General features: G+C 69.3%; 11 protein-coding genes. 3 read left to right on the top strand and 8 right to left on the bottom strand.

The window, feature by feature from the left end:
- Positions 1-39: 39 nt before the first annotated feature.
- The 3 genes from KOL93_RS08655 to KOL93_RS08645 all read right to left on the bottom strand — a co-directional run bounded on the left by KOL93_RS08655 (position 40) and on the right by KOL93_RS08645 (position 2,583).
- Positions 40-1,524 carry a nucleobase:cation symporter-2 family protein gene (locus tag KOL93_RS08655; RefSeq protein ID WP_221584936.1) on the bottom strand — a complete coding sequence of 495 codons (1,485 nt, stop codon included), beginning with the start codon at positions 1,522-1,524 and terminating at the stop codon, positions 40-42.
- Between the two features lie 133 nt (positions 1,525-1,657).
- Positions 1,658-2,125 (bottom strand): DUF4143 domain-containing protein, encoded by a 468-nt coding sequence (locus tag KOL93_RS08650; RefSeq protein ID WP_260406345.1) that lies wholly within the window; start codon positions 2,123-2,125, stop codon positions 1,658-1,660.
- A gap of 59 nt (positions 2,126-2,184) precedes the next feature.
- Positions 2,185-2,583 carry a PPOX class F420-dependent oxidoreductase gene (locus KOL93_RS08645; protein WP_221584934.1) on the bottom strand — a complete coding sequence of 133 codons (399 nt, stop codon included), beginning with the start codon at positions 2,581-2,583 and terminating at the stop codon, positions 2,185-2,187.
- Between the two features lie 285 nt (positions 2,584-2,868).
- Between KOL93_RS08645 and KOL93_RS08640 the strand changes: the two genes are divergently transcribed.
- Positions 2,869-4,059, top strand: a complete 1,191-nt coding sequence (locus KOL93_RS08640) for a VRR-NUC domain-containing protein (RefSeq protein WP_221584933.1) — start codon at positions 2,869-2,871, stop codon at positions 4,057-4,059.
- 83 nt (positions 4,060-4,142) lie between these two features.
- Here KOL93_RS08640 and KOL93_RS08635 read toward each other — a convergent pair whose 3' ends face one another.
- Positions 4,143-4,661 carry an adenine phosphoribosyltransferase gene (locus KOL93_RS08635; RefSeq protein ID WP_221584932.1) on the bottom strand — a complete coding sequence of 173 codons (519 nt, stop codon included), beginning with the start codon at positions 4,659-4,661 and terminating at the stop codon, positions 4,143-4,145.
- A gap of 71 nt (positions 4,662-4,732) precedes the next feature.
- Here KOL93_RS08635 and KOL93_RS08630 point away from each other — a divergent pair, with 71 nt between their 5' ends.
- Positions 4,733-4,876 carry an LPXTG cell wall anchor domain-containing protein gene (locus KOL93_RS08630; protein WP_221584931.1) on the top strand — a complete coding sequence of 48 codons (144 nt, stop codon included), beginning with the start codon at positions 4,733-4,735 and terminating at the stop codon, positions 4,874-4,876.
- A 63-nt stretch (positions 4,877-4,939) separates the two neighbouring features.
- Complete coding sequence (locus KOL93_RS08625) at positions 4,940-5,521, top strand: hypothetical protein (RefSeq protein WP_221584930.1); 582 nt, start codon at positions 4,940-4,942, stop codon at positions 5,519-5,521.
- A 103-nt stretch (positions 5,522-5,624) separates the two neighbouring features.
- Here the strand turns inward: KOL93_RS08625 and glgB are convergent, their stop codons facing one another.
- Genes glgB through KOL93_RS08605 form a run of 4 tightly spaced genes read right to left on the bottom strand, consistent with a single transcriptional unit; the run spans position 5,625 to position 13,010 of the window.
- A complete protein-coding gene (gene glgB, locus KOL93_RS08620; RefSeq protein ID WP_221584929.1) occupies positions 5,625-7,874 on the bottom strand; it encodes a 1,4-alpha-glucan branching protein GlgB in 2,250 nt (749 codons plus the stop codon).
- Positions 7,871-9,304 (bottom strand): maltokinase N-terminal cap-like domain-containing protein, encoded by a 1,434-nt coding sequence (locus tag KOL93_RS08615; protein WP_221584928.1) that lies wholly within the window; start codon positions 9,302-9,304, stop codon positions 7,871-7,873. The genes glgB and KOL93_RS08615 overlap by 4 nt, the downstream gene beginning before the upstream one ends.
- Complete coding sequence (gene treS / locus KOL93_RS08610; protein WP_221584927.1) at positions 9,301-11,061, bottom strand: maltose alpha-D-glucosyltransferase; 1,761 nt, start codon at positions 11,059-11,061, stop codon at positions 9,301-9,303. The genes KOL93_RS08615 and treS overlap by 4 nt, the downstream gene beginning before the upstream one ends.
- A complete protein-coding gene (locus KOL93_RS08605) occupies positions 11,061-13,010 on the bottom strand; it encodes a maltotransferase domain-containing protein (RefSeq protein WP_221584926.1) in 1,950 nt (649 codons plus the stop codon). The genes treS and KOL93_RS08605 overlap by 1 nt, the downstream gene beginning before the upstream one ends.
- Between the last annotated feature and the right edge of the window lie 40 nt (positions 13,011-13,050).

The raw sequence follows: 13,050 nt of genomic DNA, 5'->3' as shown, positions 1-13,050 counted from the left end.
TGACTCGCGAAGGCGGGCGACGCATCCCGACTGACGGCGTCAGGTGTCCTTCTCCGGCACGAGCACATGCGGCTCGACGGGATTTCCCTCGCCATCGAGCGTGACGAGCTCTGCGCCGTCCTTGCCAAGGATCTGCACGGGGATGAGCCCCGTGCCTGTCGCGTCGGGGTGGACGAGCGCGGCCGCGGCCGGACCCCGCAGGCCGTCGTGCGTCGGCAGGTGCGGATCCCTGCCGTCGCGTGACGAGGATCCGCCGAGCAGCAGATTGAGGAGGATCGCCGCGATCGCGCCGGCGGAGATGCCGGAGTCGAAGATGAGCTGGAACCAGTCGGGCATCTGGTGATAGATGCTCGGCGACACGGTCGGCAGCAGCGCGACGCCCACCGAGAGCGCGACGACCAGGATGTTGCGGTTGTCGAACTTCACCTTCGCCAGCGTGCGTATCCCGCTCGCGGCGACCATGCCGAACAGCGCGACCCCCGCGCCGCCAAGCACCGCGCGCGGCACGCCTTCGACGATCGACGCGACCTTCGGGAGGAGGCCGAGGATCACGAGGATCGCACCCGCCATCGTGGCGACCCATCGAGAGCGGACGCCCGTGAGTGACACGAGCCCGACGTTCTGCGCGAAGGCCGTGTACGGGAACGTGTTGAAGATGCCGCCGAGCATCGTGCCGAACCCGTCCGCCCGCAGACCATCCGCGAGCTGGCGGCGCGTCACGGGCTTCTCGACGACGGCGATCATGTCGCCCGTCGTCTCGGTCATGATGACGATGCCGACGATGAGCATCGACAGGATCGGCACGACCTCGAACGTCGGCAGACCGAAGTGGAACGGCGTGACGACCCCGAACCAGGCGGCGTCGCCGACGCCCGACATGTCGACCATGCCGGGCACAAATGCGGCGACAATCGTTCCGAAGACGAGGCCCAGCAGCACCGAGACGCGCGCCAGGGCCCGCGGCCCGAAGCGCTCGACGAGGACGATGAACAGCAGAGTTCCCGCGGCGAACGCGAGCTGGGTCCCGGATCCGGAGCCGTCGGTCGAGCCGTCGACGATCCACCCTGCCGCCACGCCCATGAGCGACAGCCCGATGATGAGGATCACCGTGCCCGTCACGATCGGCGGGAAGAACCTCAGCAGCTGCGAGAAGAACGGCGCGACGACCATCATGAAGACGCCCGTGGCGATCGTCGCACCGAACACGGCGGTGATCGGATAGCTCTGTCCGATGGCGACCATGGGGCCGACGGCCGCGAACGTCACGCCCTGCATGAGCGGCAGCCGCACGCCGAAGCGCCAGAAGCCGACCGACTGCAGGATCGTCGCGATGCCTGCGACGAACAGGTCGGCGCTGATCAGGTACGCGAGGTCGGCGCCCTCGAACCCGAACGCCCGTCCGACGATCAGCGGAACGGCGACGGCGCCCGCGTACATCGCGAGGACGTGCTGCAGCCCGAGCGGAAACAGCCGGGCGAGAGGCGGGATCGAATCGACCGTGTTACGGGCGCGCGTGGTGCTCATGGCGCGACGCTAGCGACGTCGCGTTGCCTCGCTGTTTCCGTCCGTCGACGAACGGCCGCACGCGCGAGATCCGAGAACGGCCGCCGAACGCGTGGAGTTCAGGGATGCCGGCGGATCCGATGACCCCGGCAGGTCACGCGTCGCCCACGGTGCGCCACAGACGGTCGATCGGCATCACGTGGATCCGGTCCTCGTAGGTGTACGAGCGGCTCCCCATGCTGAACGCGACCCCGCCGATGAACCGGTCGCCCAGCGCGCGGCGCAGCGACCTCAAGCCGCTCAGCTCTCGACCTGACACCCGTTCGGCCGTCTTGATCTCGAAGGCGAGAACTCCCCCGTCAGCGAACTCGATGACGAGATCGACCTCGTCACCGTCGCTCGTACGCCAGTGGCCGATCGTGGCGGGCTCCTCCATCCATGAGACCTGCTTGCGCAGCTCGCCGACGACGAACGTCTCGACGAGGTGGCCGAGATCGCTCAGCACCGCGGGATCGAGCGTCGCGAGCTTGGCCGCGTTCACCCGCATGAGGTGCGCCGCCAGTCCGGAGTCGACGACTTCCGGGACGTTTTCGAGGCAGGTTCCGGGACTTTTCCGAGGCAGACGTCGACCAGGCCCAGCGGGCTGCTGCCCGACGCAGGCGGCCCGCTCTCGGCGTCAGATCACTGCTTCGTGAACCGTTCGATCGACATCACGAGGATGACGCGGTCGGCGCTGTCCGGCGGCGCGGGCTGGTTCGGGGCGCCGTACCGATCCGCCAGGTGCACGTAGAAGTCGCCCTGCGGATCCTCGACGACGTCGACGAGCCGGCCCGCGACCTCGAGATAGTGGACGGGCTCGTCGGGATCCGTGAGGGAGAGCGCCATCGACGGATTCTTCTGGAGGTTGCGGAACTTCTGGCGCTTCGACGTGTGCGTGAAGCGCACGTGCTCCCCGTCGAACTCGAACCACATCGGGTTGACCTGCACCGTGCCGTTCGGGCGGACGGTGCCGAGATGCCCGAAGAGCGGCAGATCGAGCAGGCGGCGGAACTGCGGCGGGATGTCATCGATCACGGTCATGCCCACAGTGTGCCGCCTCGGCGCTCCGCCCGCAGGGTCAGCCGGTGAAGACCGTGTGGACTACAGGTGAGTCTCAATTCGTGTGACGATCCCACGACGCCCGGGCGCGTCACTAGTGTTTCCGCCATGGCAGAGAAGAAGGCCGACGCAGAGGCCGCATGGGAGCCCGCGAGACTGATTCCCACAACGGGAATCTCGGGAGCACAGGAACAGGAGAGACGAGCGACATCAGCACTTCTCGCTGTGATCACTGCTGTCGATGAATTCGGGCGTTCCCTGACGCGAATGGCAGGAGCGCCCGCAGGTCGCGTCGATTGCTTCACCGAGGTCTCCTTCGAACTGCACGGCACAAAGAAGTCCGTCCGTCCGGACGGGCTCATCCGTGTCACTCGCGGCAAACGCACGTGGGTCGCACTCGTCGAGGTGAAGACGGGACGGAATCGACTCGATCCCGACCAGCTCAACAACTATCTCGATGTCGCCCGTGAACACGGTTTTGACGCACTCATCACGATCTCGAATGAGATCAGCCCCAATGCAGACAAGCATCCGACGGACGGCGTCGACGGGCGCAAGCTTCGACGGCTGACCCTCCACCACTGGTCGTGGTCACGGCTGCTGACCGTGGCCGTGATGGAGAAGGAGCATCGCGGGGTTCGCGACCCCGATCAGGCATGGGTGCTGGGCGAGCTCATCCGATATCTCGAGCACCCGAAGTCGGGCGCGCTCGCGTTCGAGGATATGGGCGACAACTGGACGACTGTGCGTGATTCCGTCCGGACCAGCACGCTGCGGACGTCTGACAAGGAGCCGATCGCAGAGATCACGGCGAACTTCGACGCCCTGATGCGCTTCACGTCGCTCCGTGCTGGCCGTCGACTGGGAGTCGACGTCAAACACCAGCTGACGCGAAAGGAGAGCCAGGACCCGGCGTTTCGACAGCAGACGCTCGCACGCGAGCTCGTCGATCAGGGGAGCCTCAGCGGTGTGATCCGCATCCCCGGCACGGTGGGCGACATCGTGATCACGGCGGATCTTCGTTCACGCACCGTGACGTGCGCCGTTGACATCGACGCCCCGAAGAGCGGCAGAAATCGCACACGCATCAACTGGCTCGTGCGACAGCTTCGGGAGGCGCGCGGCGACACCCGGATCGAGGCGTATGTTCCGCACCAGCGTGGTCAAGGCGCAGCGAACCTCCTCGACGACGCACGCGAGACACCCGATGTGCTGATAATCGATCCCGCTCGCGAGATCGTCCGATTTCGCGTCGCGGCGATGACGAAGATGGGCACGAAACGTGGGGTCGGATCCGGCTGCTTCATCGACTCGGTTCTCGAGGCGTTCGACACGTTCTACGCCGATGTCGTTCAGAACCTCTCGGATTGGGTCGCACCACCACCCAAGGCACCCACCGCGGCGAAGGAAGAACCGCCGACCGTGACCACCGAAGAAGTGGTCGCCGACGCGGAGTAGGCGCTCCGCCCGCGAGGGTGGGTGCTGTCGCCGAGAGAGGGGGATGCTGCCGCCGCTCTCGACGGCAGCGCCCGCTCTCGGCGTCAGGCGGTGAAGACCGTGTGGACGTCGCCGGCGTGGGTGCGGCCACCGAGCGCCTCGAGCTCGAGGATGACGGCGGATCCGATGGTCTCGGCTCCGAGCTGAGAGATGATCTCCTTCGCGGCCGCGATCGTGCCGCCCGTGGCGAGGACATCGTCGACGAGGAGGACGCGCTCGCCCGGTGCGAGAACGCCGGGCGCCTCGATCGTCGCGGTGCCGTATTCGAGCTCGTATGTGACGGCGGCGGCGGGCTGCGGGAGCTTGCCGGCCTTGCGGATGGGCAGCATGCCGACACCCGTGACCGCGGCAATGTAGCCGGCGAGCAGGAAGCCGCGCGCCTCGATCCCGCCGACGACGTCGAACTGTCCCCGGAACGGGTCGATCAGAGCGTCGCAGACATCCCGCAGCGCGTGCGGGTCGGCGAGGAGCGGGGAGATGTCGCGGAAGAGCACGCCGGGCTCGGGGTAGTCGGGCGTGACGGCGATGAGCGATTCCGCGCGGGCGAGTTCGGGGGTGGTCACGGATCGAGGGTAGCGGCGCGACCTGGGATCGCGCGCTTCCCCCCTCTCGACGAAAGTGGGATGCTGAGTGCATGGTCGACATCCACGCTCAGGTCACCGAGTTGGCCGCGCTCGCGGAGACGGGCACGCAGATCTCGATCGGTGTGATCATCGCCGCGATCGTGCTCATCGGCGGGGGCACGGCGCTGTTCCTGATTCGCCGCCGCAGGGGATGACGCCGCACGCCGGAGGGCTTTCCTCATCCCGACGCGGCCGCCGGGCGCCGTAAACTGGAGCCCATGACGTCCCACCTGCAGGCCGACGCCGATCCGAACCGCTGGGTGCCGATTCGGGGCGGCGGATTCGGCAGCGGAAGGCACCGGAAGGCCGCGATCCGCATGCTGCTGTCGACGGCAGGGGTCACGCACGGGCAGCCGGGTTCCGGCGTCATGAGCTTCATCGCGAACCGCGTCATCAAGGCAGGGCTGAAGAACGCCAACGGGCGCTTCCTGGCGTGGTCGTGGAAGGACGACCCCGAGGCGTTTGCCGCGCTCGCGCAGGTGCAGGAGCTCACCCCACAGGTCCGTGCCGCGCGCGCGATGATGCCGATCGAGTACGACGACACCGAGAACTTCTCGAACCCCCACCTCGGCATGGGCGAGAAGCTCGTCATGGACGAGCCGACGCAGACCGGCAAGCCGCCGTTCGCGACCTACACGTGGGACACGGGATCCCAACTGGTCACCCTGCATGCGGTGAGTCCCGACAAGGGGCGCTTCCTCACCTTCATCCCCGCCCTCGACGAGCTCGCCCGCACCCTGCGCTGGGTCGAGGATCTCGAGGTCGGCGAGTCGAACGTCCTCCGCCTCCCGCCGGCCTAGCGCCGCGCACTCCTGAGGAGATGTGCCGAATCGAGGACCCACCGGCGCGGATCCCTCCTCAGCGCGGCACTTCTCCTCGCGACGGCACGGCACGCGGCGGCGATCAGGCGTGCGACGCACCGCGCAGCCACACCGTCGCGAGGGGTGGCACCGTGATGTCGGCGTGGGCCGGGTAGCCGTACCACTCCCCCTCCACGGCCGCGACGCCGCCGAGGTTGCCGACGCCGCTGCCCGCGTACGCCGCAGCGTCGGTGTTGACCACCTCCTCCCAGCGCCCGGCGTGCGGGAGGCCAATGCGATAGCCGGTGAGCGGAACGGCGGAGAAGTTCGCGATGCACGCCAGCTGCGAGGCGTCGGCGTCGGGCGACGAGCGCCGTAGGAACGCGAGCACGTTGCGCTCGGCGTCATCGGCGTCGATCCAGCGGAAGGATCCCGGATCCGCGTCCCATGCCCACAGCGCGGGCGTCGCCCGGTAGGCGCGGTTGAGGTCGCGGATCGCGTGGTGCACGCCGCGGTGGTCGGGCAGGTCGAGCAGCCACCAGTCGAGCTCACGGGACTCCGCCCATTCGCCTTCCTGCGCGAACTCGCCGCCCATGAACAGCAGCTGCCGGCCGGGGTGCGCCCACATGAACGCGAAGTAGGCGCGCAGAGTCGCGAGCTGCCGCCAGCGGTCGCCCGGGATCTTGCGGAGGAGAGATCCCTTGCCGTGCACGACCTCGTCGTGCGAGAGCGGGAGGACGAAGTTCTCGCTCCACGCGTAGGCGAGCGCGAACGTCATCTCGTGGTGGTGGTAGGCCCGGTGCGCGGGGTCGCGCTCGACGTACTCGAGCGTGTCGTGCATCCAGCCCATGTTCCACTTGAAGCCGAACCCGAGTCCGCCCGATGAGGTCGGGCGGGTCACGCCGGGCCACGACGTCGATTCCTCGGCGATCATCGTGATGCCGGGCACGCGGCGGTAGCACGTGGCGTTGAGCTCCTGCAGGAACTGCACGGCCTCGAGGTTCTCCCGCCCGCCGTGGATGTTGGGGGCCCACTCCCCCTCCTCGCGGGCGTAGTCGAGGTAGAGCATGCTCGCGACGCCGTCGACGCGCAGGCCGTCGGCGTGGAACTCCTCGAGCCAGTACAGCGCGTTCGCGTAGAGGAAGTTGCGCACCTCGCGGTGGCCGAAGTCGAAGATGTGCGATCCCCACTGCGCGTGCCAGCCGCGCTGCGGGTTCGGGTCCTCGTACAGCGGGTGGCCGTCGAACCGCGCGAGCGCCCACTCGTCGGTCGCGAAGTGCCCGGGCACCCAGTCGAGGATCACGCCGACGCCCGCCTGGTGGAGGCGGTCGACGAGCAGGCGGAAGCCATCAGGATCCCCGAAGCGGCTGTCCGGCGCGAAGTACCCCGTCACGTGGTAGCCCCAGGAGCCGCCGAACGGGTGCTGCATGACGGGCATGAACTCGACGTGCGTGAAGCCCAGGTCGGTGACGTAGCCGACGAGCTCGTCGGCGAGGTCGTCGTATGACCGGCCGCTCCGCCAGGACGCGAGGTGCACCTCGTAGATCGACATCGGCTCGCGCACGAGCGCGCCCTCGCGGCGCGCGTCCATCCACGCATCGTCCCCCCACGCGTAGCGAGACGCGTGCACGCGGCTCGCCGCGGCGGGCGGATCCTCGGCCCAGCGCGCGAGCGGATCCGCCTTCTCGAGCCACTCCCCGGCCGTCGTGAGGATCGCGTACTTATAGCGCGTGCCGCTGCCGACGTCGGGCACGAACAGCTCCCACACGCCGCTCGATCCGAGCTGCCGCATGGGGTGCTCGCGGCCGTCCCACTGGTTGAAGTCGGCTTTGAGGCGCACCCCCTGCGCGCGCGGCGCCCACACCGCGAACGACGTCCCCGTCACGTCGGGAGCCGCGCCCAGCCCGTCGTACGTGCGCACCTGCGAGCCGAGCGCGCGCCAGAGGTGCTCGTGCCGCCCCTCGCCGATGAGGTGCAGGTCGACCTCGCCGAGCGTCGGGAGGAATCGGTACGGATCGTCGACCTCGTGCGGGGATCCGTCGGTGTACGTCGTGACGACGCGGTACGGCGGCACCTCGTCGGCGAGCGCGACGCCGACCCAGATCCCGTCCTGCTCGTGGACGAGAGGGACGTCTCGCCAGGCCGACTCCTCGACCCACTCCGCCGTGCGACGGAGCGCGACGCTGCCCGCCGGCACGCGCACGGCGACGGTCTCCGCGAGCGGCCTCAGCACGCGGAAGACGACCTCGCCGGCCGACAGGTGCGCCCCGAGGACGGCGTGCGGATCGCCGTGCCGCCCCTCGGCGATCATCGTCAGCACGTGCGGCTCGATAGGAAGGGGGTTCGTCGTCATGCGGTCTCCTCCGGGTCTCCGAGACGCGCGATCGCGGCCAGGGGGATGCCGATCCAGGTCGGACGGTTGCGCTTCTCGTAGACCGCCTCGTAGACGGCCTTGTCGGCGACGAAGGCGTCGAGGAGGAGCAGGTCGTCGCCCGCGACGCGCCCCTCGGGCAGCCCGCATTCTTCGGCGTATGCCGAGAGGAAGGCTCCCCGCGCGGCGATCCCCCATCGCTCGCAGAGCTCCCTCCGCTCGCCCGCATCGTCGGTGTCGGCGGGGGCCATGCTCACGACGGCCGGCGCGTAGTCGAACGACCGCAGCATGCCGGCGACGTCGCGCCACACGGAGTCGGGCCGCGAGCGCACGGCCAGCGGCTTCGCGGGCTCGCCCTCGAAGTCGACGATCTTCCATCCGTGCACCGTGCGGAGCGCCTGGCCGAGATGCAGGTCGCCGTGGATCCGCTGCGCGCCGAGCGTCTTCAGCTCGCCGACCCGCGCGAACAGGCCGCGGAGGCGTGGCGCGTGGGAATCGAGCTCGGGCACGGCGAGGATCGCCTGATCGAGTCGGTCGCGCATGAGGTCGGCGAGCGCGCCTGCCGCGAGGGCGTCACGGTCCTCGTAGGGGAACAGGTCGCGCAGGTCCTGGTGGATCCGGGCGACCGCCCGTCCGAGTTCGCGCGCCTCGCCGGCGTAGCTGGCGGCGCCGTCGATGTCGTCGGCGAGCATGGCGCGCACGCTCGCCATGGAGAGGTCGAATCCGTCGGTCGCGGTGCGCAGGAAGTGCTGGAGCATGCCGAGCTGCCGGACGGATCCCTCGTCGCCGTCGGCGTCGATCCAGCCGTAGAGCTCGGCCACGAAGTCGTTGCCCGCCTCGGTGAGCGCGCGGTGGATCTCGATGTCGGGGTTGTGCCCGGGGGTGACCTTGCGGAACAGCTTCATGATCGCCTGCTCGCCGAAGCGGATCGACGAGTTCGACTGCTCGCCGGCGAGCGGCGAGCTGGCCGCGTCGAGGTCGAGCTCGACGTCGACGCGCGTGCGCTGGAACACCGCCCCGGGTACGGCGAGGGATCCGTCGACGCCCGCGTCGGCGAACGCCTCGAACCAGACGTGCATGGCGTCGCGATCGTGCACGGCGTCGTAGGCCCACGTGGAGCCGAGCTCCACGCCGCCGAAGACCGCGTCGTCCCAGGCTCCGACGAAGGCGTGCCCGAGCCGGTCGACGGGATCCGCGTAGTACGCGAGCGGCACCTGGTAGGTGTCCTCGCCGCCCTCGTCATCGTCGTACGCGACGTCGACGAGGTGCACGATCACGGCGGGACCGGGATCCGCGGATCCCATCTCGGCGATCGTGCGCACCCCCGTCACGCGGAACGGGCGCCCCTTGCCGCCGAACCAGCGCGTGCGCACGAGGTAGCCCTCGAACGCGTCGGGAACGAGCGGGGTCACAATGTCCCCCCGTCCCTCTCGCTCGCAGGCTGCTGCAGGCGGAACCAGAGGAACGCGTGGCCGCCGAGCGTGAGGAAGTAGGGCAGCTCGCCGATGCGGGGGAAGGGGACGCCGCCGAGGATCTCCACGGGCTCGAGGCCCTCGTAGCGCCGCAGGTCGAGCTCGATCGGCTGCGGGAACTGCGACAGGTTGTTGACGCAGAACACGATCTCGGTCGTGCCGTCGTCGCGCTCGTGCTCGCGCGAGAACGACAGCACCGAGGGGTTGGATCCACCGAGATCGTGGAAGCCGCCGAGTCCGAAGGCGGGGTGGCGCCGACGCGCGCGCATCATCTGACGCGTCCAGTTGAGCAGGCTCGAGTGGTCTTCCTGCTGCGCCTCGACGTTGACCGCCTGGTACCCGTACACGGCGTCCTGCACGAGCGGCTGCGCGAGCTTGCCGGGGTTCGCGCGAGAGAAGCCGGCGTTGCGATCGCTCGACCACTGCATCGGCGTGCGCACGCCGTCGCGGTCGCCGAGCCAGATGTTGTCGCCCATGCCGATCTCGTCGCCGTAGTAGAGCACGGGCGATCCGGGCAGGCTGAGCAGCAGCGCCGTGAACAGCTCGATCTGATCCTGGTCGTTCTCGAGGAGCGGGGCGAGGCGGCGCCGGATGCCGATGTTGGCCTTCATCCGCGGATCCTTCGCGTACTCCTGCCACATGTAGTCGCGGTCCTCCTCCGTCACCATCTCGAGCGTGAGCTCGTCGTGGTTGCGCAGGAAGACGCCCCACTGGCATCCCGACGGGATGGGCGGCGTCTGCGCGAGGATCTCGCTGATCGGGAACCGCGACTCGCGGCGGACGGCCATGAAGATGCGCGGCATGACGGGGAAGTGGAAGCACATGTGGCACTCGTCGCCGCCGACCTCGGGATCCCCGAAGTAGTCGACGACGTCATCGGGCCACTGGTTCGCCTCGGCGAGCAGGACCCGCTCGGGGTACTCCGCGTCGATGATCCGGCGGACCTTCTTGAGGAAGCGGTGCGTCTCGGGAAGGTTCTCGCCGTTCGTACCGGGGCGCTCATAGAGGTACGGGACGGCGTCGAGCCGGAACCCGTCGACGCCCATGTCGAGCCAGAAGCGCATCGCGTCGAGGAGCGCGTCGTGCACGGCCGGGTTGTCGAAGTTGAGATCGGGCTGGTGGTGGAAGAAGCGGTGCCAGAAGTACTGGCCGCGCACGGGATCCCACGTCCAGTTGCTCGGCTCGGTGTCGACGAAGATGATCCGCGCGTCCGCGTAGAGCTCGTCGGTGTCGGCCCACACGTAGAAGTCGCCGTACGGCCCGTCGGGGTCCGCGCGCGAGGCCTGGAACCACGGGTGCTCGTCGCTCGTGTGGTTGACGACGAAGTCGATGATGACGCGGATCCCCCGGTCGTGCGCCGCGTCGACGAACGCCTGGAAGTCGCCCGTCGTGCCGACCGCGGGATGGACGTCGGTGAAGTCGGCGACGTCGTACCCGCCGTCGCGCAGGGGCGACGGGAAGAACGGCGGCAGCCAGACGCAGTCGACGCCGAGCCACTGCAGGTAGTCGAGCTTCTCGGCGAGGCCTCGGAAGTCGCCCTGCCCGTCGCCGTCGCCGTCGTGGAACGAGCGGACGAGGACCTCGTAGAACACGGCGGTCTTGAACCACTCCGGCTCGGTCGCGGCGCCGGGGTGATCGGGGAACTGCTCGTCGGCGAGGACGGGGATCGACGTCGTGAAGGGGGCGGCGTCGGTCATCAGGCGCTCCGGATCGTGAGGACGTGCGCGACCTGATGACCGGGATCGAGAGACACCCAGTTGTGCTCGCCCCACCACCAGTCCTCGCCGGTCAGGTGCTCGCGCACGGGGAAGTGCTCGTCGAGACCGAGCGCGCGCCAGTCGAGGTGGACGGTCGTGCTGCGACCGCCGTGCGGGTCCAGGTTGAGGACGACGATGACCGTGGCGGCACCTGCGCCCTTCGTGAACACGAGCACGTGATCGTCATCGGACCAGTGGATCCGCAGACCGCGCAGCGTCTGGAGCGCCGGGATCTCGCGGCGTAGGGCGTTGAGCCGCGCGATGTCCGGCGCGATCGTGCGCCCCTCGGCGAGCGCCGCGTCCCAGTCGCGTACGCGGATCTGGAACTTCTCGCTGTCGAGGTACTCCTCGGATCCCGGGCGCACGGCCACGTGCTCGCAGAGCTCGTAGCCCGCATACATGCCCCAGGTCGGGGATCCCAGCGCCGCGAGCGTCGCGCGGATGCGGAACGCGGCGGGGCCGCCGTACTGCAGGAACGCATGCAGGATGTCGGGCGTATTCGGCCAGAACGCGGGGCGCATGGTGTGGTCGGACTCGTTGGAGACCTCGCGCAGGTACTCCTCGATCTCGGTCTTCTCGGTGCGCCAGGTGAAGTACGTGTACGACTGGTGGAACCCCGCCGCTCCGAGCCCGTGCATGCGCGCGGGCCGTGTGAACGCCTCGCTGAGGAAGACGACGTCGGGATCCGTCTTCCGGATCCGCGCGAGCAGCCACTCCCAGAAGTCGGTGGGCTTCGTGTGCGGGTTGTCCACGCGGAAGATCCGCACTCCGCGGTCCATCCAGAACCGCAGGATCCGCTCGGCCTCGGCGTAGATGCCCGCGGGGTCGTTGTCGAAGTTGATCGGGTAGATGTCCTGGTACTTCTTGGGCGGGTTCTCGGCGTAGGCGATCGTGCCGTCGGCCCGCGTCGTGAAGAACTCGGGGTGCGCGTCGACCCACGGGTGGTCCGGCGCCGCCTGCAGCGCGAAGTCCATGGCGACCTCGAGGCCCAGGCGATTCGCCTCCGCGACGAACGCGTCGAAGTCGGCGAGGGTGCCGAGGTCGGGGTGGATCGCGTCGTGACCGCCGTGCCGCGAGCCGATCGCCCACGGAGACCCGACGTCGTCCGAGGACGGGTCGAGCGTATTGTTCGCGCCCTTGCGGCCGACCTCGCCGATCGGGTGGACGGGTGGCAGATAGAGCACGTCGAAGTTCATCTCGACGACGCGCTGCAGGCTGTGCTGCGCGGTGCGGAAGGTGCCGGAGACGACCCTGCCGGAGTCGGGATCCACCGTCGCACCCTCACTGCGCGGGAAGAACTCGTACCAGGCCCCGGTGAGCGCGCGCGTCCGATCGACAGCCAGCGGGAACGGGCCCTCCACCGTGAGGAGGTCGCGGAGGGGGAGCGCCTCGAACAGCGCGGTCGTCTCCGGGCTGGTGATGACGGCGAGCCGGGCCTCGAGCGGGCGGGCCGTGTCGGTCAGCGCCTGCCGCAGCGCCGTCGCGTGGGGCGCGGGACCGTGCGCGTCCTCGAGTCGGTCGAGCAGGAGGAGCCCCTCGGCGAACGTGAGGTCGACGTCGACGCCCGCCGGGATCTTCATCTCGGCCGTGTGCTGCCAGGTCGCGAGCACGTCGCCGAAGGCCTGGATCTCGAACCCCCAGTCGCCGACGCCAGACGGCGCGACCCATGCCTCGTAGCGGTCGAGGCCCTTCGCGATCTCGCGCATGCGCACGGGCGCACCCCGCGTGCCGTCGGGCGCGACGAGCACGACCTCGGCGCCGAGCCGGTCGTGCCCCTCGCGGAAGACCGTGGCGCGCACCGGCTGCGCCTCGCCCACGGTCGCCTTGGCGGGCCTGGTGCCGTTCTGCACGAGCGGGTGGACATCGACGACGGGGATTCGGCCGACCATGTGGTCAACCTAGACCTGTCGGAGACAGGTGCGGAAGACC

The sequence above is a fragment of the Microbacterium salitolerans genome (genome assembly GCF_019720895.1).
Lineage (GTDB): Bacteria > Actinomycetota > Actinomycetes > Actinomycetales > Microbacteriaceae > Microbacterium.
This window is presented reverse-complemented; position numbering and strand designations above follow the sequence as displayed.